Genomic DNA, 23,076 nt, shown 5'->3' on the forward strand with positions numbered 1-23,076 from the left:
GCCGCCGGCATCTGGCACAACAACCTGATCGGCGCACCGGTCACCCGCTCGCTGATCGCCTACGACCACTGATCACATCGGATCTACTCGTCTAGCGTGCCCGGCCGATCCGCCCGGTGACGACGGCCAGGGCGGTGCCCAGCACCACCAGCACGGCGTACCCGGCGGTCTCGTGACCGCCCGGGACCAGGTAGCGGACGAAGCCGAAGAGGCGGAAGCCCCCGAGGTGGTCGGAGAGCAGGCCGCTGATCCCTCCGACGACGAGGGCGAAGCTCACGAAACCGAGCAGATTCTTCATGCCCCTGAGCCTAGAGACCCAGGTCAGCGCCGGTATCCGACTTTCGGAGCGACCTGCCGCCACCAAAGTCGCGCACCCGGCGGGCACCCGCGGCAGCGGAGAGCAGCGCGGGAGCGGCCGCCAGGGCGAAGCAGAGCGGCAGCGGCAGCCGGCCGACCAGCAGGCCGACGGTGGCGGTGCCGCCCGCCGAACCGGCGTTGAAGGCGGTGTTCACCCAGGCACCGGCCCGGGTGCGGGCCTGCGGCGCGGCCGCCTCGTCGGCCAGCAGATAGGCGGTGGTGACGGCGGGTGAGACGAACAGCCCGGCGAGGGCGACGGCCGCGGCCAGCGCCGGCAGGTTAGGCGCCAGCCCCGCGCCCGCCAGCGCCAGGCCCAGCCCGGCGGCCAGCAACGGCAGCCGGGCCCGGTTCGGGGCGGACCAGGTGACGGCGCCGTAGGCGAGACCGCCGACGGCGCTGCCCGCCGAGAGCGCCGCCAGAATCCAGGCCACCGCCCCGGCCTGGCCGCGCGCCTCCGCGAAGGCCACCACCATCAGGTCCAGCGCGCCGAGCGCCAGCCCGGTCGCGGCCGAGGCGAGCACCGCCCGGCGCAGCGCTCCCCCGCCGCCCGGGCGCTCCCCGGACACGGCCGGCCCGGTCCCGTCCACCTCCCGCGCGACGGGGGTGGAGACCAGCGCCAGGGTGCCGGCGAGGACGAGTCCGGCACCCGCCGCCACCGCGGCCGCCGGACCGGCGACCGTGAGCAGCAGACCCACCAGCAACGGGCCGCTGACGAACAGCAGTTCCTCGGCGACGGTGTCCAGGCTGTACGCGCGCTGGAGCAGTGCCCGGTCCGGCAGCAGCCGGCGCCACAGCGTCCGCATCACCGGCCCGAGTGGCGGGGTGCAGGCACCGGCGGCGACCACCAGAGCGCCCGTCAGGACCGGCGGCGCGCCCGGCCGCCAGGTGGCGCAGGCCACCAGGGCCAGCAGCCCGGCGTACAGCGCGGCCATCGGCGGCAGCGCGCGCCGGGGACCGTACCGGTCGACCAGGGCGGCCCGGGTCGGCGAGAGGAAGACGCTGGTCAGCCCGAACAGGGCCAGCACGGTGCCGGCCACCGCGTAGGAGCCGCCGGAGTCCCGGACGGCCAGCATCATCGCGAGCGGGACCATCCCGTACGAGAGCCGGCCCAGCAGGGCGGCGCCGAAGGTGCGGCGGGCGTGCGGGGTCCGCAGGACGGCGGCGTAGGAGGGGGTGTGCGAAGACCGCGAAGACGAAGGCGGCGAAGACTGCGAAGACAAGGAGACGTTCCTCGGCGGAGGCGGGCAGGGCGGGGCCGTACCCGAAGGCGTGCGGGGACACCGGAGCGCCGTGCCCGGCGAGGGGGCACGGTCGTGGCGGGTCCACTACGCACGGGGGAGGAACATGCCCGGTACCGTACCAGGCCCGCTGTCCGCCCCGGCAGCCCGGGGCGGACAGCGGCAGGGTCCCTAGGGAGCAGCGCCCCGGGGAGGGGCCCGGACGGAGCAGCGGGCCGGGCGGGCGGACGGCCACGCGGGTACGTTCGCCGTGTGCAGCAGATGTCCTCCCAGGTCAGAAGGCTGGCGGCGGTTTCCGTCGGCCCGGCGCTGGTACTCGCCGCCGTGGCTCCGGTCGCCTCCGGGCAGGACTCGGCCACCGTGGTCGGCGGCGAGCGGCTGGCCCGCTCCACCGTCCAGGTGGCGCCGCTGGCCGGGGCGCCCGCGCTGCCATCGACGCTGACCGGGCGGTCCTGGCTGGTGGCCGACGCGACGAGCGGGGAGGTGCTGGCGGCGCGCGACGCCCATCTCCCGATGCCGCCCGCCAGCACGCTGAAGATGCTGTTCGCGGACACCGTGCTGCCCCGGCTGGACCGGTCGCTGGAGCACAAGGTCACGTCGGCCGAGCTGGCCGGACTGGGCCCGGGCAGCAGCCTGGTCGGCATCAAGGAGGACCTGCCGTACCGGGTCGAGGACCTCTGGCGGGGCGTGTTCCTCAGCTCCGGCAACGACGCGGTGCACGTGCTCGCCCATCTGAACGGCGGCCTCGCCCTGACCGTCGCCCAGATGCAGGACCGCGCCGAGGCGTTGCAGGCCCGGGACACCCATGTGGTATCCCCCGAGGGTTACGACCAGGACGGCCAGGTGTCCTCGGCCTACGACCTGACGCTGTTCGCCCGGGCCGGCCTGCGCAACAAGGACTTCCGCACCTACTGCTCCACCCGCACGGCCCGTTTCCCGGGCGGGGTGGACAAGCTGACCGGTCTGCGCACCTCGTTCGACATCGCCAACACCGACCGGCTGCTGGGCAGGTACCCCGGGCTGATCGGGGTGAAGAACGGCTACACCACCAACGCCGGCGCCACCTTCACCGGGGCCGCCGTACGCGGCGGCCGCACCCTGCTGGTGACGGTGATGCACCCGGAGTCGCAGCAGCAGGTGTACGACGAGGCGGCGAGCCTGCTCGACTGGGGGTTCGCGGCGGCGGGCCGGGTCGAGCCGGTCGGCCGCCTGGTGGACGAGGCCGGTGCCGACGCACCCGCCTCCTCCGCCCCGGCCGGGGTCCTGCCGCGCGCGATCCGGCAGGCCGACCACGCGCTCGGCCCGGGCGGCTGGACGGCGGTCGCCTTCTCCGTGGCCCTGGCGCTCTGGGCCTCGGGGCGCGCGCTGGCCCGCCGCCGGCACGGCGCCCCGGCCGTCACCGAGACGGCGGTCACCGAGACCGCCGCTGCCGGGACCGCCGCCGCCGAGGCCGTGGCGCCGTCCCTCCCCCTCACCCGGCCGGAGGTCACCGCCCTCGGTGGCTCGACGGTGGTCGGCGGCGGCCGTCGCCGACCGGGTCGGCGGGCCCGGACGCTGCTGGTGTCGGCCCGCCGCCGGCTGCGCGCCCGTCGGCACCGCTGACCGGTCAGCGGCCGTCGGCCCCCGGTGGTCCGACCGCGGGCGCACGGTGCGGGCCGCCCCCGGCCGTGGCGGGACGCCGGGCCGATGACGCCTAGACTTCCGGCCATGAGCGCCGCCACACCCCCCAGCCCGCAGGAGAGGCTCGAACGCCTCGTCCGGCTCTCCGCCGGGAGCTACCTGCTCGTCACCACGTACAAGAAGGACGGCACCGGCGTGCCGACCCCGGTCTGGGTGGTCCGTGACGGCGACGCGCTCGGCATCTGGACCGTCGCGGACTCCTGGAAGGTCAGGCGGATCCGCAACCGCGCCGACGTCCTGGTCGGCCCGTGCGACGTCCGGGGCAACCCGACCGGCGAGCAGTACCCGGCCACCGCCGAGATCCTCGGCCCCGAGCGCACCGCCGCCTACCGGACGCTGCTGCGCCAGAAGTACGGACTGCTGGGCGTGCTCACCCTGCTCGGCAGCCGGCTGCGGCGCGGCGAGCGGGCGACCGTCGGCATCCGGCTCACCCTGACGGACTGAGGGTACGCTCCACCCGCATGACCCCGCCCTCCTGGCTCGTCCCGCACTGGCCGCTCACCCTCACCACACCGCGTCTGACGCTGCGCCCGCTCGCCGCGCCCGACCTGCCGGCCCTCGCCGAGCTGTGCCGCGACCCGGAGGTCCGGCGCCACCTCGGCGGCCCGGTGCCCGAGGAGCGGATCGCCGTCCGGCTCGCCGCCGCCGAGGGGGCGCCGGGCGCCTTCGCGGTCACGGCCCGCACGGACGGCCCACGCCCGGAGGCCGGACCGCTCCTGGGACTGGTCAGCCTGGACGCCGACCACCGGGCGGCCGGACGCACCGAGCTGAGCTACCAGTTCCTCCCCCGCCACCAGGGCCGCGGCCAGGCCCGCGAGGCGGTGGCCGAAGCCGTCCGCTGGGCCGTCGCGACCGCCCCGGCAGGGTGGCCGGTGGTCGCCGTGACCCAGGCCGCCAACACCCGCTCCCGGTCACTGCTGGAACACCTCGGCCTCCGCCCCGCCGAGCGGCTCACCGAGTACGGCGAGCCGCAGGTGCTGTACATCCTCCCAGCGCCTGGCGACAGTTGACCCTCCGTCAGGTAGTGGACCGGGCGGCGGGCCGTCCGCCGCGCGGCTCTTCGAGGTCCACGGCCACCGGTCCGGCCCCGATCCGTGCCGCGCGGGCCGGTCATGATTCCCCTCCGTCAATAATAGCTCGTCATCAATACGATCGTATGGGTTACGATCACTTTCAAAGCGGCGGACAGCGGTGGACGGAGTGCACGATGAGGATCCTGGCTCTCGGCGGCCCCGGAGCGATGGGGGCCGTAGCGGTCCGCGTGGCGGCCGGGCTCCCCGGCGTCACCGAGATCGTGGTGGCCGACAGAAACCTCGACGCGGCCCGGGCACTGGTCCGTCGGCTCGCCGGCACCGGAGGCACGCCGATGCGGGCGCTCACGGTGGACGTGACCGACGACGCCGCGCTGCGGGCCGCGCTCGACGGTGCGGACGTCGTCCTCAACACCGTCGGTCCGTACTACCGCTTCGGCATGACCGTGCTGCGGGCCGCGATCGCGACCGGAACCCACTACCTGGACATCTGCGACGACTGGGAGCCGACCCTGCGGATGCTCGACCTGGACGGGGAGGCCCGGGCCGCCGGGGTCTGCGCCGTGATGGGCATGGGCGCCAGCCCCGGGGTCAGCAACCTGCTGGCCGCCCGCGCCGTCCGGCGGCTGGACCACCTCCAGGACCTGTACACCGCCTGGCCCGTCGACGTCTCCGGCAGCGGGGACGACGAACAGCTGAGCGATCCCGACGGGCGCCCCGGCGCGGCCGCCGTGCACTGGATGGAGCAGATCAGCGGGGACGTGGCGGTGGTCAGCGGCGGGCGGCTCGTCCACCGACGGCCGCTGCTGCCGGTCACCCTCGCCGTCTCCACCGGACGCTCCGGCACGGCCTACACCGTCGGACATCCCGAGCCGGTCACCCTGCACCGCAGTTTCCGTCCGGCCGGCGAGGCCGCCAGTCTCATGGTCGTCACCCCGGGCACGGTGGCCTACCTCGACGTCCTGCGCCGCGACATCGACGCCGGAAAACTCACCAACGAGACCGCCGCGGCCGACCTGGCCAAACCCTCACCGCTTCGCACACTGCGGGCCACGGCGGGTGCCGTGGGCCGCAAGGGGCCCGGGTCGCTGCCGCCGTTCTTCGCCGCCGCGACGGGCTCCCGCCACGGCCGCCCGGTCACCGTTCTGGCCCGGCTCGCCGATACACCCGGCGCCTCGGCGCTGATCGACGACATGGCGGAGGCGACCGGGATCCCGCTGGCGCTGGGGCTCGCGCAACTGCTGGACGGCACCGCCCGCCGCCCCGGCGTCCACCCGCCGGAGACCGCCATCGACGCCGAACGCTTCTTTCTCGATCTGGCGCGCCACGTGCCCGCCCTTCCCGGTGACGATGGCCCGCTCGACGGCGTGGCCATCGACGTGACCCCGATCGGGTGAAGCAGGAGACACGAGTCCCGAACCGGGAGAAGTCGCCACGCCCCCCACCACCGGCGTCGACCTGGCCGGACGGGCCGTCCGCCGCGGTGCGGCGGCGCGGGTTCCGGCCGGACAGCCCGCTGGGACGCGCCTTCCCGAGCTGAGACGATCACCAGGACCGTACGAACGACCGCAGGAGTGGGGAACATGACCGGTCTGGTGCTGCTCGGCGTCCTGGCGCTCGTCATCGGAGGGTGCGCATGTGTGGTGTGGGCGGAGCGCGGCGGGCCCCGCTGGGTCCGCGCCGTGGCGGCCGTGACGCTCGCCGCGGGCTCGCTGCTGCGCCGCTCCGGGAAGAACCGGCGCCGGAGCCTGAACCGGAGCTCCGGCGACGGCGACGGCGACGGCGGTGACTAGGAACGTCCTTCGGCACGCCCCGAACCGGGCCGCCCGCGCTTCGCGCGGGCGGACGCCGACTCCGACGACCTCGTCCCGCGCGGATCAGGCGAGGTTCTTCTCCAGGGCCGCGAGGTAGTTGCGCATGAAGTGGTCGCGCACACCGTCGCCGGCCGGGGCGAACGCGTCGGCGGTCAGGCCTTTCGCCCGGTCGGCGAGACCGCCGGCCAGGCTCATCGAGTCGTGCATCCTGCCCGCGGAGTCGATGTACTTGAGCGTGTCGACATGGGTGAAGGCGGGCTCGGGCGGCAGCTGCGGAACGATGTCGTTGTTGTTGACGAAGCGGTACATCCGGTCCTTGAAGCCCTGGTTGCAGGCGGCGGCCAGGGTGCGGTCGCAGGTGCGGGGCTGGCCGAAGGTGTAGACACCGTCCGCCCGCAGGCGCGGCTCCTCCAGGTACATGCGCGCTCCGACGAGCATCGCCAGCGCGCCGCCGAGGCTGTGGCCGGTGAACCAGACACTCTGACCGTCCGTGCGCAGTTCGGCGAGCGCCTTCCGGACGTCGGGGAAGACGGATTCGAGGGCCTCGGCGAAGCCGTAGTGGACGTAGCCGGTCCGGGCGGGGCCGGGCCAGGGCGGGGTGGTGGCGTCGGAGAGCCAGTCCCGGATCTCCCGCGGTTCGGTGCCCCGGAACGCGGTGACGATCATGTAGTCGCCGGCCATCGTGTAGGCCTGGGTGTCCTCGAGCGGGAAGGGCGGCGTGAAGCCGGTCCGGTGGTGGCGCACCGTGGTGAAGCCCCAGGCCCGGGCCTGCTCCTCGATGGTGTCCTCGTCCTTGTAGGCGAGGTCGGCGGCCCTGGCCAGCCAGTAGGCCTGGGAGAGGCTGTAGCCCTCGGCGTGGTGGTCGACGGCGGTGGGCACCGGCATGGTGCGGCTCCTTCTCGAAACTCCGGTCGGCACCGCTCCGAGCAGGCCGACGGCACGGGTGTCGTCCCCTGTCGTACCGGCCCGAGCCCGTCGGCCTCGGCCACCGCGCCCCGCGCATCACCCGAAAGGCCACAGGCGGCCGACCGTCTGCCGGAGAGACCCGACCCACCGGTCGTCCGTCTGCCCACCCGCCGCGCCACCGGGACGGCACCGGCGGTTCCGGTTGTCGTCAGCGAGCAGCGGGGGTTGACTTCCGGTCAATCGAAGGCCGAAACCCTCTTCTGAGCACCAATCAATCCCCAAAGGCGACTGGGGCGTTCGAAGACATGCCATCCTTAGTGCCATGTGAGGCGTGAAATTTCACATTCCACTAATACTCCTGGAAGAGGACCTGATGAAGCGCACCCTCGCCGCCGCCCTCGTCGGCGCCGCCGCACTCACCACCCTGGGCACCGCAACGGCCTCGGCCGCCCCCCTCACCACCTCGACCCCCACGACCACGTGCGCCGCCGGCTTCGCCGGAGTCCTGGCGACCACGATCTGCGCCGACGTCACCGACAACCAGGTGAAGTTCTACGGCTTCGCCGACACCGACCCCCGCTGGTCGGCCCGTCAGGTGGCGTTCAGCCTCTCCGGCTCCGTGGTGGGCGGCGCCTCGCTCGGCACCCTCAACACCAGCGTCCTGGTCCCGCGCGGCGGCACCCGCGTCGGCGACGTGACCGGCACCGCCCCGTGCGGCTCCAGCGTCACCGGCGAGTTCAAGGTCACCGAGTGGGGCTGGGCGCCGTCCACCGCCACCGTGACCGTCCCGGTAACCTGCTGACGGCACGCCCGCCACCCGGGCCGGCCCGACGGCGGCCGGCCCGGGTGATCCCCCCGGTGGGGAAGCACGAGTCGGCGTCGCCGTTCCAGGAGAGGACCGCGAGCGGCCCGTGCCGGTCGTCCTGCGGGGACCGTCCTGGCGCGCAGATCACCGAGCAGTGGCAGCGCAGTGGACGACCCCGGCCGGCCCGACGGGGTGCCCCGGAGCGTACGGCGCGGCCGTCCGGCGTACCGCAGGCCGGCGTCCGTCCGTCGGGCGCGGGCCGCGGGCGGGCCGGCGCTAGCGTCGCGGGCATGGAGATTCTGGTCACCGGCGGTGCCGGTTTCATCGGGGCGGCGGTCGTGCGCGGGCTGGTCGCGGCCGGGCACACGGTTCGGGTGCTGGACGCGCTGCTGCCCGCCGTTCACCCCGAGGGGCGGCCGCCGGACCTGCCGGACGGGGTGGCCTTCCATCGCGGGGACGTACGGGACGCTTCCTCGGTGGAGCAGGCGCTGGCGGGGGTGGACGCGGTCTGCCACCAGGCCGCGATGGTCGGCCTGGGGCTGGATCTCGACGACGCGCCGGAGTACGTGGGCTGCAACGGCCTGGGGACGTCCGTGCTGCTCGCGGCGATGGCCCGGGCCGGGACGCGCCGGCTGGTGCTGGCCGGCTCCATGGTGGTGTACGGGGAGGGCCGGTACCGCTGCCCGGACCACGGTGACGTGGCGCCCGGCCCACGCCGCCCGGTGGACCTGGACGCGGGGCGGTTCGAGCCGCCCTGTCCGCGGTGCGGCGCCGCGCTGCTGCCCGGCCTGGTCAACGAGGAGGCTCCCGGCGACCCCCGCAACGTGTACGCCGCGACCAAGCTCGCCCAGGAGCATCTCGCCGCGTCCTGGGCCCGCGCCACCCGGGGGTCGGTGCTGACGCTCCGCTACCACAATGTCTACGGACCGGGGATGCCGCGTGACACCCCGTACGCCGGGGTCGCCTCGCTGTTCCGTTCCGCGCTGGCCCGGGGTGAGGCGCCCCGGGTGTTCGAGGACGGACGGCAGCGCCGGGACTTCGTCCACGTGGCCGACGTGGCGGCGGCCAACCTGACCGCGCTGGAGGCCGTCGGCACCCGGCCCCCGGGCACCGTCCGGGCGTACAACGTGGGCAGCGGCGGCGTGCACACGGTGGGCGAGATGGCCGTCGGGCTGGCGGCCGCGTACGGCGGCCCGGCGCCGGTGGTGACCGGCGAGTACCGGCTCGGCGACGTCCGGCACATCACCGCGGACTCCACGCGGCTGCGCGCCGAGCTCGGCTGGCGGCCGCGCGTCCCGTTCCACGAGGGCATGGCGGAGTTCGCCGCAGCACCTTTGCGGGTCTGAGCGGTCCGGCGGCCGGGGTACCGGGAGGGCGATCGCGGAGCGGCGGCCCCCGGCGGGGTGGTGGTCCCGTCACCGGCGGCCACGGCGGCAGGCCCCGTTCGGGCTCCGTCAGATCCGCGCGATCCGCCGAACGGTTCAACGGACGACCCCGGTCGGCGCCACGTTGGACCTCCGTCAGGAGCGGGTGCGGCCGGGACGGACCCCACCGCCGTTAGCGTGGCCGGCGTGACCTCTCCCCACTCACTCTCCGTCGATGTCGTGCTGCCGTGTCTCGACGAGGCCGCGGCCCTGCCCTGGGTACTCGGGCGGATTCCCCCGGGCTGGCGGGCCGTCGTGGTGGACAACGGCTCCCGGGACGGCTCGCCCGAACTGGCCCGCTCCCTGGGCGCGACCGTCGTCGAGGAGCCCCGGCGCGGCTTCGGCGCCGCCTGCCACGCCGGGCTGTCGGCGGCCACCGCCGAACTGGTCTGCTTCCTCGACTGCGACGGCTCGCTCGACCCCGCCCAACTCCCCCTGGTCACCGGGCCCGTGGCGGCCGGAACGGCGGACCTCGTGCTCGGCCGCCGCCGTCCCGCCACCTGCGGGGCCTGGCCGCTGCACGCGCGCCTGGCCAACACCGTCCTGGCCCAACGGCTGCGGGCCCGCACCGGAGCGCCGCTGCACGACCTCGGCCCGATGCGGGCCGCCCGCCGCGAGCGGCTGCTGGCCCTGGGCCTGGGCGACCGGCGCTCGGGCTACCCGCTGGAGATGGTGCTCGCCGCCTCGGCGGCCGGAATGCGGATCGCCGAGACCACCGTCGACTACCTTCCGCGCTCCGGCCGGTCCAAGGTCACCGGCACACTGCGCGGCACCCGGCAGGCGGTACGCGACATGAGCGCCGTACTCGCCGCTCCCCCGCCGACCCTGCTGGTGATCGCCAAGGCCCCGGTGCCTGGCCGGGTGAAGACCCGGTTGACCCCGCCCTGCACGCCGGAGCAGGCGGCCGGCCTCGCCGAGGCGGCGCTCACCGACACCCTGCACACGCTGTCCACCGTCCCGGCCGGGCCGCGCCTGCTGGTCCTGGACGGCGAGCCCGGCGCCTGGCTGCCACCCGGGTGGCGAGTGGTGCCGCAGCGTGGTGGCGGGCTCGACGAGCGGCTCGCGGCGGCCTTCGCACACGCCGCCCGGCTCGCCCCCGCGGCACCCGCGCTGCTGGTCGGGATGGATACCCCACAGCTCACCGCGCCGATGCTGGCCGAGCCGCTCTCGGCGGTCCGCCGGGCCGGGGTGGACGCCTGGTACGGCCCGGCGGCCGACGGCGGCTTCTGGGCCCTCGGCCTGGCCCGGCCCACGGAGCAGCTGGCCCGGCGTCTGCTGCTGGGCGTGCCGATGTCCACCCCCGGCACCGGCGCGGCCCTGCTCGAACGGCTCCATGGCGCAGGCCTCGTGGCAGCCCGGCTGCCCGAACTCACCGACGTGGACACCGCCCGCGACGCCCGCGCGGTGGCGGCGGCCGCACCGCACAGTCGGTTCGCCACACACCTGCGATCGATCCGCCTCACCCCCGAGGTGACCGGTTGAGCCTCGCCACCGCCTGGGTCGACGACCCCTTCGCCGAGGCCGTCCGCACCGGACGCGGACCGCTCTGGCTGCGCCTCGGCGACGGCGGGCGGATCAGCCTCGACATCGAACGCTGGTGCGCGCCCGCCGGCGGCGCGGACCACGGCCTCCTGCTGCGCTGCCTGCACACGTCCGCGCCGGTGCTGGACCTCGGCTGCGGGCCCGGGCGGCTGGTGGCCGCCCTGTCGGCCCTCGGCGTGCCCGCGCTCGGCGTCGACGTGACCGGCGCGGCCGTCGACCGCACCGTGGGGATCGGCGGTGCCGCGCTCTGCCGCTCGGTGTTCGACCGGCTGCCCGCCGAAGGCCGCTGGGGTGCCGCGCTACTGGCCGACGGCAACCTCGGCATCGGCGGCGACCCGGACACCCTGCTCCGGCGCTGCGCCGAACTCATCGCCCCGGTCGGCCTGTTGCTGGTCGAGGTCGAGGCAGAGGAGATCGACGAGCGCTGCACCGCGCGGGTCGAGGGCCCCGGTGGACGCCTCGGCCCGGCATTCGCCTGGGCCCGCCTCGGCGCGGCCGCCACCGCGCGGCGCGCCCGGGCGGTGGGGCTCGTCGAAACCGAGTGCTGGACGTCCCACGGCCGTCGCTTCCTCGCCCTGCGGAAGGCGGCCCCACCGGGTGAGCCGCCGCGTCCCGCTCAGCCGGGCACCGGCGGCACGGTGGCGCGTGCGGGGGCCGGCCGCCGGCGCAGCAGCCCGCCCGCGAGCACGCAGACCAGGGCCGCACCGTAGGCGGCCTGCTGGACGTCGGGACCGCCCTCCAGGTAGAGGAGCTGACCGGCGGCGGGGACCGCCAGCCACTCCCAGCGTCCGTCGAGTGCGACCAGCGCCACCACCAGCAGCCCGTACCAGGGGTAGCCCGGCGCGACCACCAGCAGCGCCGAACCGGTGACCAGCAGCGCACCGCCCCAGGGGCGGGCCGGGTCGCCGTACCGCAGCACCCACAGCACCACGGCCGCCAGGACCAGGCCGGCCGCCCAGGGCGCGAGCCGGTCCGGCAGCACCAGCCGCAGCAGGCCGAAACGGTCGATCCGGCTCTGGTCGTAGCCCTCCTCCCGCAGGTAGCCGGGCAGGTATCCCAGCACCCCGGCACCGGAGGCGGCGACATACGGCAGGTAGGCGGCGGCGAACGCAGCGAACGCGGAGCCGGCGAGGGCCAGGTCACGCCCGGTCGGCCGGCGGGACAGGACGCCGGACAGGGCACCGGGCAGGGCCAGCCCCGGCAGCAGCTTGGTGGCGACGGCCGCGCCGAGCAGCGCACCCCCGGCCGCGGCCCGCCGCCGCGCGGCGCAGCCGAGGCCCGCGACCATCAGCAGCGCGCCGAGCGTGTCGACGTGCGCGTCGTTCACCGACCACACCGCGACGCCCGGGCACCAGCCCCACAGCGCCGCCCGCCGGTCGCCGCGTCCGACGAGCACCAGGACACCGGTGGTCGTCACCGCCAGCAGGGCGCCGCCTGCCTGGACGCCGCGCACCCCGCCGCCGAAGGGGTGCACGGCGGTGAACCACACCTCGGCCACCGGCGGGTAGATGGTGTGCACGGCGGGCCGGTTGATGCGGGTGCAGTCGCCGTCCGCCGTACGCCGCTCGTCCCAGCTCGTACACGGCCCGCCGGGCGGGAACAGCCCCGGGTCGCGCAGCCGGGCCAGCGCCGGGTCGTCCGGCGCGTGTGCGTACGGCGAGACACCGGCCGCCTGGACCCTGCCGTCCCAGACGTAGCGGTAGGCGTCGTCGCTGGTGCGCGGCGGCGCGAGCAGGCCGGTCGCGGCGACGGCGACGCTGCCCGCCAGGACGAGCGGCGCGACGTACCGGCCCCGCACCCGCCGCAGCAGGAGGACGGCGAGGGCGAACAGCGCGGCGTCGACGGCGTACCAGCCGTAGAGCGGGGCGCGGTCGGCGAGTGTGCCACCGCCGGTGACGGTACCGCAGAGGGCGGCCACCAGGGCGGCCAGGGCGGCGGCGCAGGGCAGAAGGGTTCGGGTGGGCACCCGCCCACCCTCCCACCGGACGGCGGCGCCCAACCGGAGCGGCAGGCCGCCATTCGGATTCCGTCAGCACGTCGAAGCGCGCCCGGGCGGACCGGGCGCGCTTCGATGAAGCGGTGCGATCGAACTCCTCCGGCGCCCGGCGCCGCTACGACCCGCCGCTGCCCGCCCCGCCGGGTTTCCTGCGCCGCGGTCCGTTCCGTGACGGCGCGTTCGGCTCGCGGCTGCACGAGCCCCGCACCACCGTCGTCCTCGGGCGGTGGCTGGGCGCGGCCGTGCTGGTCTGCTTCCTGACCGGCCTGGCCAGCCATCTGCTCCAGAACCCGCCCTCCTGGCTGGCCGGCCACCTGCCGGCGCGCCCGGTGAACGGCTACCGGGTCACCCAGGGCCTGCATGTGATCGCCGGCCTGGCGGCGATCCCGCTGGCCGGGGCGAAGCTCTGGACGGTCTACCCACGGCTGTTCGAGTGGCCGCCGGCCCGCAGCGTCCTGCACGGGCTGGAGCGGCTCGGCATCGCCGTGCTGGTGGCGGCGACACTGCTGGAGCTGTTCACCGGACTGCTGAACAGTCTGCAGTGGTACCCGTGGCCCTTCCCGTTCCGGCAGACCCACTTCTGGCTGGGCTGGCTGGCCGCCGGCGGGCTGCTGGTGCACATCGCGGTGAAGGCACCGCTGATCGCCCGGCACTGGCTGCGGCCCGCGACCGGTCTGGCGGAGCGCCGGGCCCTGCTCGGCGCGGTGACCCTCGCCGTCGCCGCCGTCACCCTCACCACGGCCGGGCAGACCGTGCCCTGGCTGCGCCGGCTGGTCCTGCTCGCGCCGCGCCGCCCGGACATCGGCTCACAGGGGCTGCCGGTCAACCGCACCGCCGCGCAGGCCGGCACCGTCACCACCCCACCCGACTGGCGGCTGTGGGTGGACGGCCCGCGCCCGTACGAGCTGACCCTCGCCGAGCTGGCGGAACTTCCTCAGTACGAGGCCGAGTTGCCAGTCTCCTGCGTGGAGGGCTGGAGTGCGCTGGCACGCTGGTCCGGCGTCCGGGTGGCCGATCTGGTCGCGCGCTCGGGCGCGCCCGCCGGCTCCGGCGTCCGGGTCACCTCGCTGGAGGCCGAGGGGCCGTACCGGGTCATGGAGATGCCGGCCCAGTACGTCGACGATCCGCTGACCCTGCTGGCCCTGCGGGTCAACGGCGAGGTCCTGGACGCCGACCACGGCTACCCGGCCCGGATCATCGCGCCGAACCGGCCCGGCGTGCTCCAGACCAAGTGGGTCGCCCGGCTGGAGGTGCTCCGATGAGCGGGTGGCTGCGCGGCACCGCGCTGGCGGGCGGCCTCGCCCTGATCGGGTACGGACTGTACGGGATGCTCGGTGACCCGTACATCACCGATCCGCTGAGCGTCCTGGTCTGGGCGGTGGGGGCGCTGGTGCTGCACGACGGGCTCTGGGTGCCGCTGCTCTGCCTGGTGGGCGCCTGCGCCGCGCACGGGCCAGTGCTGCGCGGCTGGCTCGTCGTCGCCGCGGCGCTCACCGCCGTCGGGTTTCCGGCCGTCCTGCGCTCCGGGGACGACCACGGCAATCCGTCGTTGCTGCCGCTGCCGTACCTGCGCAACTGGCTCCTGCTGCTGGCGGCCACCGCCGTGCTCGCGCTGGTCGTCGCGCGGGCCCGGCGGTGGCGGGCCGGTCGGGGCGGGAGCGGAGTCAGTCCCCGGGCACGCCCGGAAGACCGGTCGTGAGGCCGTCCAGCGCGTGCCCGCAGGGACAGTCACGCACGACCGGCAGGCTCTCCAGCGCCTTGAACAGGACGGTGCGCAGCCGCTCGACGTTGCGGGCGAAGACCGCCAGCACCTCGGTGTGGGTGACGCCCTGGCCGCTCTCCACACCGGCGTCGAGATCGGTGACCAGGCTCAGCGAGGTGTAGCAGAGGCCGAGTTCACGGGCGAGGACGGCCTCCGGGTGGCCGGTCATGCCGACCACCGACCAGCCGTTGGCGGTGAACCAGCGCGACTCCGCCCGGGTGGAGAAGCGCGGGCCCTCGATCACCACCAGGGTGCCGCCGTCCACCGGTTCCCAGGCGGCGTCCCGCGCCGCGTCGAGGGCGGCCCGGCGCCCGGCAGGGCAGTACGGGTCGGCCATCGAGACGTGCACGACCTCCGGGACGGCGCCGCCGGGCAGCGGCAGGCCGTCGTAGTACGTCTGGACCCGGCCGGAGGTCCGGTCGACGAACTGGTCCGGGACGAGCAGGGTGCCCGGCCCGTACGCGGGGCGCAGCCCGCCGACGGCGCACGGGCCGAGCACCTGGCGCACGCCGAGCGAGTGCAGCGCCCAGAGGTTGGCGCGGTAGTTGATCGGGTGCGGCGGCAGCCGGTGGCCGCGGCCGTGCCGGGGCAGGAACGCGACACTGCGCCCGGCGACCCGGCCGAGGAAGAGCGAGTCGCTGGGCGGGCCGTACGGGGTGTCGACGCTCAGTTCGGTGACATCGTCGAGGAGCGCGTACAGGCCGGAGCCGCCGATCACCCCCAGCTCCGCGCGCGGAGCCGCTCCGGCCGGAGACTGAATATCCGTCATCTTCGCCACCTGTCCTGGGGAGTTCTGGGATACCTCACTGTCACCCTAGGAGTCCCGCACGACAGGATCGCCCTGCACCGGCCCTACGTTCCACGAACGGCGGTATGCCGCACGCGCGGCACCGCCGGCGTGGCGTCAGTGCGGTCAGTACCGCACGGCCTTGACCACCACGGGGAGCAGGGTGACGTCGGCCGGCTGGGTGCTGAACGCGACCGGCGAGGCCTTGCCCCCGGCGGGGACGTCGTCGGCGCCGACGATCGCGCTGTCCACCGTCTTTCCGCTGGTGTCGGTGAAGTCCACCTGCACGGCGAACGACGCGGCGGAGGTGCCGGTGTTGGCGATGGTGACCACGACGGCGTGCAGGCCACCGGTGCTGGCGCGCGGCAGCCCGGTGAGGGTGACCGCGCCCAGCGCGTTGCCCCCGTCCTCCACCCCGCTCAGCACCGAGGCCGCCTTGGCGTTCGCCTGCGCGCCCTGCGCCGCGACCGAGGCTTCGAAGGAGGCCGCCGCCGCGGAGGAGGACGCCCTCGCCGCCGAAGCGGAGGCGAGGGCCGACTCGACCGTCGAGGCCAGCGCGGACGGCGGCTCACCCGAGAACGCGGACGGGTTGGGTGCGGTGCTCAGCGTGGAGGGTGTCTCCGGGCCTGAGGCGCCGATCGACGGATTGGTCGACGAGCTGCTGCACGCGGCCAGCACGGCCGCGCCTCCGAGCATGGCCAGCAGCGCCCCCCTGCGGTGTGCCGTCCACCGCCGGCGGACGCTCGTACCAGGACGGCTCGGGAGGGTATGGAGTTCACGCACCGAGGATCCCTCTTCTTGTTCGGTGACCGGCGGCGCTTGGGCCCTTACCTCCCCATGCTTGGCAACAACCGCCGCCGCGGCGAAAGCTGCTGACCCGTTCGAGTGCCCGCCCGCCCCCTGCCCGGGACGGCAGCGCACCTCCGTTTCCGGCGGATAACGTTCCGGTTGCATGCACACAACCCGCTCAAACCCCCACCAGCGTGCGCACCGGAGGCACTAGGCTCCCTGCTGGCCGCCCTGGCACCAGCCGAGCGGTGACAACGGTCGACAACCGCACCGACTCCGGCGGCGCGGCCCGGTTTCCCTGGGGGACATTCGTGCAGGACATGGTCAAGGGCTCCAACGTCGGGCTGGCGGCGCTGAGCGACAGCACCGACTCCGTCATAGTGAGCCTTGGCTGGAGCAGCCCCGGCGGCGACGGGGACGCCGACGTCTCGGTGCTGCTTCTGGCCGCGGACGGCAAGGTGCGGAGCAACGCGGACTTCTTCTTCTACAACAACCCGGCGGCCGAGGACGGAAGCGTCCAGCTGCTCGGGCAGACCCCGACGGAGGTCGGCACCGAGGACCGCATCCAGCTCGACCTGACCGCCGTGCCCGCAGGCGTCGAACGGCTGGTGATCGCGGCCAGCCGTCACCAGCGCGCGGCGTTCGGCCAGTTGGACAACCTCCGGCTGGGGCTGGCCGACAGCGCCGGGGAGCAGTTGCTCACCTTCCCCATCGCGGACGCGGACTCCGAGAGCGCGTTCGTCTTCGGCGAGATCTACCGGCGCAACCAGGAGTGGAAGTTCCGCGCCGTCGGGCAGGGCTACGACTCGGGACTGGCCGGGCTCGCCACCGACTTCGGCATCGAGATCGACGACGACGAGACCGATGACGGGGTCGGCGAGGGGATCGAGGAAGGGACTGACGACGGGGTCGGCGAGCGCACGGGTGACGAGGCGACGGCCCCCGGGACGCCGCAGCCGTCCGCCGTCGGCGAGGCGCCCGCCGCTCCGGACGGCGCGGGTCCGGCCGCCAAGGTGCTGGTACCGGCCCAGGCCCAGCCGCCGGCCGCCGAGGGGGCGCCCTCCGCACCGGCCGCGCCCAAGCGGCTGCGCACCGCGAGGAAGAAGGTGACCCGGCCCAGGAGCGCCAGGCCGTCGCTGGCCGAGAACGACTCCTGGCGCAGTGCCCGTCTCTTCCCCGCGACCAGCCTCAAGAGCGACCGGGAGCGCGAGGTCCGGGCCACCTCCGTCCTGCTGTCGGTGATGGCACAGGTGCCGGAGTTCGGCCGCCGGCTGACCGCGGCGTTCGGGGCGCCGGCCGGCCGGATGGAGACCTTCGCCGAGGTCTCGCTCCCCCACGGCGACTCCCCCAAGCGCCCCGACGGCGTCATCCGGGTCGATCGCGCCGGGCGGCTCTGGACGGCCCTGCTGGAGAGCAAGACCAACGGCAACCCGCTGAAGGCCGAGCAGGTCCAGGACTACATGGACATCGCCGCCCGGCGCGGCTACGAAGCGGTCATCACCCTCTCCAACGATGTCGCGCTGGAAGGCAGCCCGCTCGTCTCCGTCAAGATCGACGGGCGCCGCAAGCACAAGGTGATGCTCTGCCACCTGTCCTGGGCCGAGGTCGCCTTCCAGGCGAAGATGCTGATCCGTCACGAGGGCCTCACCAATCCGGCGCACGGGTGGCTCCTGGAGGAGCTGCTGCACTACCTCCAGCACGAGAACTCGGGCTGCCACGGCTTCCAGAACATGGGCCCGGCGTGGGTGCCGGTGCGCAACGGCATCGACGACGAGACGCTCACCCAGGGGGACGAGCGCGCCGTCCAGGTCGTCGAGAGCTGGGAGCGGCTCATCCGCCAGGTCTGCCTCCAGCTCGGCGGCGAACTCGGCGTCAAGGTCCAGCCCGTCCAGCGAACCCGCCGCGGCGAGGCCCCCCGGGACCGGCGCGCCGCGCTCGCCGACCGGCTCTGCGCGGACGGCCGGCTCAACGCCGAGATCAGGATCGAGGACACCGTCGGCACCGTCACCATCACGGCGGACCTGCGTCTCGGCAAGCTGCGCACCTCGATCGAGATCCCGGCTCCGGAGCAGGGCTACCCGCTGAGCTGGGTCAAGCGACTGGTCCGCCAGCTCGCCGAGGCACCGGCCGACCTGCACGTCGAGACCCTGACGGACGGTGCCGCCGCCGGGCCTCGCGGCACCCTGGAGAAGCTGCGGCCCGAGCCGGGCAATCTGCTGCCGAAGGACTCGTCGAAGATCACCGGGTTCCGGCTCTCCCTCGCGAAGTCGGTGGGAAGCACCCGGGGCAACGCCGAGACCGGCTTCATCCGGGGTGTCGACGCCGCCGTCGAGCGGTTCCACTCGGGTGTGGTCGCCCACCTCGACCACCGGGCGGGCCGTCGGGTGTAGGGGCGAACCGTCAGCAGGGCCGGGGCCGCAGGACGGGCCCCGGCCCTGTCGGCGTTCGGGCGGGAAGGGCGGGAAGGGCGGGGAGGGACAGGGCAGGGCGGGACAGGAGGGGCGGCGGGGGATCGGGTGGGGCAATTCGGAACGTAGGGGAACCAAAGGGGGTCGCGGGCCGACTGGTGGGGGGTGAGTGCGAAGTCGCCGGGTGTCCGGCCGTTGAGTGTGCTGGCGGGGTTCGCCCTGCTGCTGGTGGTGGTGTTCGTGGCGGCCTTCGCCGTGGGGCGGGGGGCCGGACCGGTGTCCCCGGGGCTGACGCCCGGGGGCGGCGGCGGGAAACCCGGGATGAGCGGGCACGACATGGGGGCGGGGAATTGAGTTCCGTCGCGGGTGCGGACGCCGGGGCGCTGGTCAGTACGGATCTGGCGGTCGGCGGGATGACGTGTGCGGCCTGTGTGGGCCGGGTCGAGAAGCGGCTGGCGCGGATCGACGGGGTGACGGCCGGGGTCAACCTCGCCACCGGACGGGCCCGGGTGGTGCACCCCGTCGGCGTGGCCGTCGAGGAACTGGTCGCCGCGGTCGAACGGGCCGGTTACACCGCCGAGTTGGCCTCGGCCGGACAGGTCGGGGACGGCGGGGAGGCGGAGGGCGCCGGGGACCGGTGGCGGCTGCTGGTGACGGCGCTGCTGGCGGTGCCGGTGGTGGTGCTCTCCATGGTGCCGGCGCTGCAGTTCCCCGCCTGGCAGTGGGTCTGCTTCGCCCTGGCGGTACCGGTGGTGAGCTGGGGTTCGGCCGGGTTCCACCGGCGGGCCTGGCAGGGCCTGCGGCATGCCGCCGCCACCATGGACACCCTGGTCAGCCTCGGGGTGGTGGCGTCGTTCGGGTGGTCCGCGTATGCGCTGGTGTTCGGCGGGGCCGGGGAGATCGGCATGCGGATGCCGTTCTCGCTGACCGCGGACGGTGGCGGCGCGGCGCACGTCTATCTGGAGGCGGCCGTCGGGGTGCCGCTGTTCGTGCTGGCCGGGCGGCTGCTGGAGGGCCGGGTGCGGCGGCGCAGCGGCTCGGCCCTGCGGGCGCTGGCCGAGCTGGGCGCGAAGGAGGTGTGCGTCCGGGATCCGGAGACCGGGCAGGAACGGCTGCTGCCGATCGAACAGCTCCTGCCCGGGCAGGAGTTCGTGGTGCGGCCGGGCGAGCGGGTGGCGACCGACGGCGTGGTGGTGGACGGCAGTTCGGCCCTCGACCTGAGCCTGCTGACCGGCGAGAGCGTGCCGGTCGAGGCGGCCCCCGGGGACCGGGTGGCGGGCGCGACGGTCAACGTCGGCGGCGCCCTGGTGGTGCGGGCGACGGCGGTCGGCGCGGACACCCAGCTGGCCCGGATCACCGCCCTGGTGGCGGACGCCCAGGCCGGCAAGGCGCGGGCGCAGCGGCTGGCGGACGCGGTGGCCGGGGTCTTCGTGCCGTGTGTGCTGGCGGTGGCGGTCTGTGTGCTGGGCTTCTGGCTGGGTGCGGGCGCCGATCCGCAGGCGGCGGTGACGGCGGCGGTCGCGGTGCTGGTGGTGGCCTGCCCGTGCGCGCTGGGGCTGGCCACGCCGACGGCGCTGCTGGCCGCCACCGGCCGGGGCGCCGAGCTGGGCGTGCTGGTGCGCGGGCCGGAGGTGCTGGAGAGCCTGCGGCGGATCGACACCGTGGTGCTGGACAAGACGGGGACGCTGACGACCGGGCGGATGGAGCTCGCGTCGGTGGTGGTCGCCGAGGGCGCCGGTACGGGCGCGGCCGTTGGTGCGGGTACCGGTACGGGCGCGGGCGCGTCCGGCGCGGTGGACGCGGACCTGGTGCTGCGGCTGGCCGGGGCAGTGGAGCACCGGTCGGAGCATCCGATCGGCCGGGCCGTCGTGGGGGCGGCCCGGGAACTGTGCGGGGCCGACGGCCTGCCGGCGGTGACCGCCTTCGCGGCCACCGCCGGGGTCGGGGTGTCCGGGACGGTCGAGGGCCGGCAGGTACGGGTCGTCCGGCCCGACGACGCCGGCGGCCCGCTGCCGCCCGAGCTGGACGCGGCGCTGGCACAGGCCGGTGAGGCCGGCCGGACACCGGTGGTCGTCGAGCTGGACGGTCGGGCGGTGGCGGTCCTCGCGATCGGGGACACCCTGCGGTCCGGCAGCTGGCGGGCCCTCCACCGGCTGCGCGGGATGGGTCTGGAAACCGTCCTGCTGACCGGCGACGGCGCGGGCGCGGCCCGGGCCGTCGCGGACGAGCTCGGCATCGAGCGGGTGCATTCCTCGGCCTCGCCGGAACGCAAGGCCGAGGTGGTCGCGGAGCTGCGGGCGGCCGGGCGGACCACGGCGGTGGTCGGCGACGGCGTCAACGACGCGGTGGCACTGGCCTCGGCCGACCTCGGGGTGGCGCTCGCCTCGGGCAGTGACGCCGCGATCGGGGCGGCCGGGCTGACGCTGGTGCGGGGCGACATCGAGGCGGTGGTGGACGCCGTCCGGCTGGCCCGGCGGACGCTGGCCACCATCCGGGCCAACCTGCTCTGGGCCTTCGGTTACAACGTGGTGCTGATTCCGCTGGCGGCCGTCGGGCTGCTGAACCCGATGCTGGCGGCGGTGGCGATGTCGCTGAGTTCGCTGCTGGTGGTGGGGAACAGTCTGCGGCTGCGGACCTGGCAGCCGGGGCGCGGCGCCTCGGGCGGGCACGGCGACGGCGATGGTTCGGCGGGGAGCGGCCGGGGGCCGGGCGGGCGGCGCCGTTCTTCGGCGGCGGGGCGGCGGGGTTCGGCGGGTTCGGCGGGTGCGGCGTGGTGAGGACGGCGAAGGCGGCGAGGACGGTGGGGTCGGTGGGAGCCGGACGGCTGCGGACGGGCGAACGGCTGCGGGTGGTCGGGCCGCCGGTGGCCGCGGCGGCGGTGGCACTGGCGCTGCTGTCCGGGTGGACGGCGGTCGGCGGGGCCGGTCGGCAGCGTCCGGTGGAGGCCGGGCCGGGCTGGCTGCTGCTGCCGACGGCCGGCGGGGCCACCGCCACGGCCGCCTTCTTCACGGTGCGCAACCCCGGCGACGTCCCCGATGAACTCGTAGGCGCCAGCTGGGAGTTCGGCGGAAGGATCACGCTGAAGCGGCATCAGCACCAGGGCGCGTCGGGCCGGTGGGAGCCGGTCACCGCGCTGTCCGTACCGGAGCGGGGCGAGCTGGTGATGTCGCCGGAGGACTCCGATCTGATGATCACCAACCCGCCGGCGCTGCGGGCCGGGCAGTGGGTGGAGTTCACGCTCAGCTTCCGCAGCAGCCCGGAGCTGCGGGTCAGGGCCGAGGTCGTACCTCCGGGCGGACGGCCCGCCGGCTGAACCGGCGACGCCCCTGAACGCGGGTCCGCGGGAGGGCGGACCGGCGTTCAGGGGCGTCGTGGTACGGAGTCCCTCGCGGTGCGGAGGCGTCGCGAGGGACGTCGGAGCGGCCGGGCCTCCGGGCTCAGGGGCGGACCGGCTGGTCGAGAATGGACTCGACCGGGCGGCGGGGCGTCGCCGGGCCGGGCGGACCGTAACCGGTGCGCAGCACCAGCTGGACGTAGCCGGGGCCCTCGGCCGGGTCGCGCAGGCCCCACCGGGTGTCGTCCCACTCGACGGCCTGGTGCCAGACCGTCAGCCGGAGCCCGTGCACGGTCGCCAGCAGCCAGACCCGCTCCAGCGCCTGACCGGTGCGGAGCCAGTCGGCCGGGCCGTCGCCCGGGGTGGTCAGGGTGCAGAGCTGCGGCAGCGCCTCGAAGCGCTGGGACGGCTGGGTGGGCGCGTCACCCCGGTGCGGCGGGCGGCCGGCGAACTCGCGCATCGGGACGCGGGCGTCGTGGTCCAGCGGGCCGAGGGCGGTGAGCGGGATGCCGTCGGTGGCGGCGTCCCGCCTGAGCCAGGCGTGGGTCTCGGCCTGCCGGGCGGGGTCGTGGGCGATCCGGTCCTCGGCCTCCGCCGTGAGCGCCAGCACCCGCCGGACCCCGGCCTCCTCCAGCGGGGCCAGTGCGACGCCCTCGTCGTGCGCGGCGGCGACGAGTTCGCCGAGCACGGCCTCCGGCACGTCCCGGTTGGCGAACGGCTGGCGGCTGGAGTGGCGTTCGGCGATGGCGGGGTAGAGGTCCCGGCCGAACAGCCGCTCGGCGCGTGCTGGTCCGGCGAGGTCGAGGACGGCGAGCAGCTGCGGATCGTCCTCGTCCGGGAGCAGTCGGACGGCCGGCTCGCGGCCGAGCCGGCCGGCGGCCACCCGCAGGTTGAACAGGGCGGCGCCGACGGAGATGTGCAGCGCGGCGCCGTTGGGATCGGCGAGCGGGACGGCGCGACCGGGGTCCGCGCGCACCTCCAGGCCCTGCCCGTCCGGGGTGGGACGGAACCGCCAGGGCTGGCTGTTGTGCAGCGACGGCGCCGCGCCACCGGCGGCGGCGAGCAGCCGCAGGTCGGCCGCGGTGAGGGTTGGCTCGGTCATGGTGATCCTCTCCTTGCCTCGGGGGCACGGCCGCCATCGGGAGTCACGCCGCAGTGGCTGGTACTCCCGAGGGTGCTCCCGGCCGATGGGCGGGCGACAGG

The 23,076-nt window shown here is 75.4% G+C and carries 21 protein-coding genes and 1 pseudogene; 15 read left to right on the top strand and 7 right to left on the bottom strand.

The genetic code is table 11. The annotated features are described in order from the left end of the window. Positions 1-91: 91 nt before the first annotated feature. Entirely contained in the window at positions 92-298 is a 207-nt protein-coding gene (locus ACIO5D_RS30735) for a hypothetical protein (RefSeq protein ID WP_400759747.1), read from the bottom strand. Between the two features lie 10 nt (positions 299-308). Then, complete coding sequence (locus tag ACIO5D_RS30740; RefSeq protein WP_400655425.1) at positions 309-1,577, bottom strand: MFS transporter; 1,269 nt, start codon at positions 1,575-1,577, stop codon at positions 309-311. A gap of 279 nt (positions 1,578-1,856) precedes the next feature. Between ACIO5D_RS30740 and ACIO5D_RS30745 the strand changes: the two genes are divergently transcribed. From ACIO5D_RS30745 to ACIO5D_RS30765, 5 genes are all read left to right on the top strand, one after another. Then, a complete protein-coding gene (locus ACIO5D_RS30745) occupies positions 1,857-3,197 on the top strand; it encodes a D-alanyl-D-alanine carboxypeptidase family protein (protein WP_400799293.1) in 1,341 nt (446 codons plus the stop codon). 105 nt (positions 3,198-3,302) lie between these two features. After that, complete coding sequence (locus tag ACIO5D_RS30750) at positions 3,303-3,719, top strand: PPOX class F420-dependent oxidoreductase (RefSeq protein WP_363609937.1); 417 nt, start codon at positions 3,303-3,305, stop codon at positions 3,717-3,719. Positions 3,720-3,736: 17 nt separating this feature from the next. Next, positions 3,737-4,285: a GNAT family N-acetyltransferase gene (locus ACIO5D_RS30755; RefSeq protein ID WP_400655423.1), complete on the top strand. Its 549-nt coding sequence runs from the start codon at positions 3,737-3,739 to the stop codon at positions 4,283-4,285. 197 nt (positions 4,286-4,482) lie between these two features. Next, positions 4,483-5,703: a saccharopine dehydrogenase family protein gene (locus ACIO5D_RS30760; protein WP_400799200.1), complete on the top strand. Its 1,221-nt coding sequence runs from the start codon at positions 4,483-4,485 to the stop codon at positions 5,701-5,703. A 186-nt stretch (positions 5,704-5,889) separates the two neighbouring features. Further along, positions 5,890-6,099 (top strand): hypothetical protein, encoded by a 210-nt coding sequence (locus tag ACIO5D_RS30765; protein WP_400799203.1) that lies wholly within the window; start codon positions 5,890-5,892, stop codon positions 6,097-6,099. 84 nt (positions 6,100-6,183) lie between these two features. On the opposite strand, the gene ACIO5D_RS30770 is transcribed toward ACIO5D_RS30765, so the two are convergent. Beyond that, on the bottom strand, positions 6,184-7,005 hold the full coding sequence (locus ACIO5D_RS30770; protein ID WP_400799206.1) for a lipase family protein: 822 nt from the start codon (positions 7,003-7,005) through the stop codon (positions 6,184-6,186). 352 nt (positions 7,006-7,357) lie between these two features. Here ACIO5D_RS30770 and ACIO5D_RS30775 point away from each other — a divergent pair, with 352 nt between their 5' ends. The 5 genes and pseudogenes from ACIO5D_RS30775 to ACIO5D_RS30795 all read left to right on the top strand — a co-directional run bounded on the left by ACIO5D_RS30775 (position 7,358) and on the right by ACIO5D_RS30795 (position 11,507). Then, complete coding sequence (locus ACIO5D_RS30775) at positions 7,358-7,828, top strand: hypothetical protein (RefSeq protein ID WP_400655408.1); 471 nt, start codon at positions 7,358-7,360, stop codon at positions 7,826-7,828. 293 nt (positions 7,829-8,121) lie between these two features. Then, positions 8,122-9,177 (top strand): NAD-dependent epimerase/dehydratase family protein, encoded by a 1,056-nt coding sequence (locus ACIO5D_RS30780; protein WP_400655406.1) that lies wholly within the window; start codon positions 8,122-8,124, stop codon positions 9,175-9,177. A gap of 216 nt (positions 9,178-9,393) precedes the next feature. Further along, positions 9,394-10,107 (top strand): annotated as a pseudogene (locus ACIO5D_RS30785) (glycosyltransferase family 2 protein); the annotation flags it as partial. Between the two features lie 174 nt (positions 10,108-10,281). Next, a complete protein-coding gene (locus ACIO5D_RS30790; RefSeq protein WP_400799296.1) occupies positions 10,282-10,737 on the top strand; it encodes a DUF2064 domain-containing protein in 456 nt (151 codons plus the stop codon). Continuing rightward, entirely contained in the window at positions 10,734-11,507 is a 774-nt protein-coding gene (locus ACIO5D_RS30795; RefSeq protein WP_400799209.1) for an SAM-dependent methyltransferase, read from the top strand. Before ACIO5D_RS30790 ends, ACIO5D_RS30795 begins: the two co-directional genes overlap by 4 nt. Here the strand turns inward: ACIO5D_RS30795 and ACIO5D_RS30800 are convergent. Beyond that, complete coding sequence (locus ACIO5D_RS30800) at positions 11,414-12,763, bottom strand: hypothetical protein (protein WP_400655401.1); 1,350 nt, start codon at positions 12,761-12,763, stop codon at positions 11,414-11,416. The two genes, ACIO5D_RS30795 and ACIO5D_RS30800, sit on opposite strands and share 94 nt — an antisense overlap. Positions 12,764-12,921: 158 nt before the next feature. On the opposite strand from ACIO5D_RS30800, the gene ACIO5D_RS30805 reads away from it, so the two are divergent. Both ACIO5D_RS30805 and ACIO5D_RS30810 read left to right on the top strand, forming a co-directional pair. Further along, positions 12,922-14,055 (top strand): molybdopterin-dependent oxidoreductase, encoded by a 1,134-nt coding sequence (locus tag ACIO5D_RS30805; RefSeq protein ID WP_400655533.1) that lies wholly within the window; start codon positions 12,922-12,924, stop codon positions 14,053-14,055. Beyond that, entirely contained in the window at positions 14,052-14,492 is a 441-nt protein-coding gene (locus ACIO5D_RS30810) for a hypothetical protein (RefSeq protein ID WP_400655399.1), read from the top strand. Before ACIO5D_RS30805 ends, ACIO5D_RS30810 begins: the two co-directional genes overlap by 4 nt. Here the strand turns inward: ACIO5D_RS30810 and ACIO5D_RS30815 are convergent. Beyond that, positions 14,458-15,324: an S-methyl-5'-thioadenosine phosphorylase gene (locus ACIO5D_RS30815; protein ID WP_400655396.1), complete on the bottom strand. Its 867-nt coding sequence runs from the start codon at positions 15,322-15,324 to the stop codon at positions 14,458-14,460. The two genes, ACIO5D_RS30810 and ACIO5D_RS30815, sit on opposite strands and share 35 nt — an antisense overlap. Before the next feature lie 144 nt (positions 15,325-15,468). Further along, a complete protein-coding gene (locus tag ACIO5D_RS30820) occupies positions 15,469-16,125 on the bottom strand; it encodes a hypothetical protein (protein ID WP_363609919.1) in 657 nt (218 codons plus the stop codon). A gap of 326 nt (positions 16,126-16,451) precedes the next feature. On the opposite strand from ACIO5D_RS30820, the gene ACIO5D_RS30825 reads away from it, so the two are divergent. From ACIO5D_RS30825 to ACIO5D_RS30835, 3 genes are all read left to right on the top strand, one after another. Next, on the top strand, positions 16,452-18,521 hold the full coding sequence (locus tag ACIO5D_RS30825; protein WP_400799299.1) for a TerD family protein: 2,070 nt from the start codon (positions 16,452-16,454) through the stop codon (positions 18,519-18,521). Positions 18,522-18,889: 368 nt separating this feature from the next. Then, positions 18,890-21,316 (top strand): heavy metal translocating P-type ATPase, encoded by a 2,427-nt coding sequence (locus ACIO5D_RS30830; protein WP_400799212.1) that lies wholly within the window; start codon positions 18,890-18,892, stop codon positions 21,314-21,316. Between the two features lie 32 nt (positions 21,317-21,348). After that, a complete protein-coding gene (locus tag ACIO5D_RS30835) occupies positions 21,349-21,852 on the top strand; it encodes a copper chaperone PCu(A)C (protein WP_363609915.1) in 504 nt (167 codons plus the stop codon). Between the two features lie 124 nt (positions 21,853-21,976). Here ACIO5D_RS30835 and ACIO5D_RS30840 read toward each other — a convergent pair whose 3' ends face one another. After that, complete coding sequence (locus ACIO5D_RS30840; protein ID WP_363609913.1) at positions 21,977-22,975, bottom strand: Acg family FMN-binding oxidoreductase; 999 nt, start codon at positions 22,973-22,975, stop codon at positions 21,977-21,979. Between the last annotated feature and the right edge of the window lie 101 nt (positions 22,976-23,076).

Source organism: Kitasatospora sp. NPDC087315 (assembly GCF_044744345.1).
GTDB lineage: Bacteria > Actinomycetota > Actinomycetes > Streptomycetales > Streptomycetaceae > Kitasatospora.

Coding starts and splice junctions, on each gene's coding strand:
- ACIO5D_RS30780 (WP_400655406.1), top strand. CDS start 8,122: ATGGAGATTCTGGTCACCGGCGGTGCCGGTTTCATCGGGGCGGCGGTC.
- ACIO5D_RS30815 (WP_400655396.1), bottom strand. CDS start 15,324: ATGACGGATATTCAGTCTCCGGCCGGAGCGGCTCCGCGCGCGGAGCTG.
- ACIO5D_RS30755 (WP_400655423.1), top strand. CDS start 3,737: ATGACCCCGCCCTCCTGGCTCGTCCCGCACTGGCCGCTCACCCTCACC.
- ACIO5D_RS30825 (WP_400799299.1), top strand. CDS start 16,452: ATGGTCAAGGGCTCCAACGTCGGGCTGGCGGCGCTGAGCGACAGCACC.
- ACIO5D_RS30735 (WP_400759747.1), bottom strand. CDS start 298: ATGAAGAATCTGCTCGGTTTCGTGAGCTTCGCCCTCGTCGTCGGAGGG.
- ACIO5D_RS30745 (WP_400799293.1), top strand. CDS start 1,857: ATGTCCTCCCAGGTCAGAAGGCTGGCGGCGGTTTCCGTCGGCCCGGCG.
- ACIO5D_RS30840 (WP_363609913.1), bottom strand. CDS start 22,975: ATGACCGAGCCAACCCTCACCGCGGCCGACCTGCGGCTGCTCGCCGCC.
- ACIO5D_RS30810 (WP_400655399.1), top strand. CDS start 14,052: ATGAGCGGGTGGCTGCGCGGCACCGCGCTGGCGGGCGGCCTCGCCCTG.
- ACIO5D_RS30770 (WP_400799206.1), bottom strand. CDS start 7,005: ATGCCGGTGCCCACCGCCGTCGACCACCACGCCGAGGGCTACAGCCTC.
- ACIO5D_RS30765 (WP_400799203.1), top strand. CDS start 5,890: ATGACCGGTCTGGTGCTGCTCGGCGTCCTGGCGCTCGTCATCGGAGGG.
- ACIO5D_RS30760 (WP_400799200.1), top strand. CDS start 4,483: ATGAGGATCCTGGCTCTCGGCGGCCCCGGAGCGATGGGGGCCGTAGCG.
- ACIO5D_RS30750 (WP_363609937.1), top strand. CDS start 3,303: ATGAGCGCCGCCACACCCCCCAGCCCGCAGGAGAGGCTCGAACGCCTC.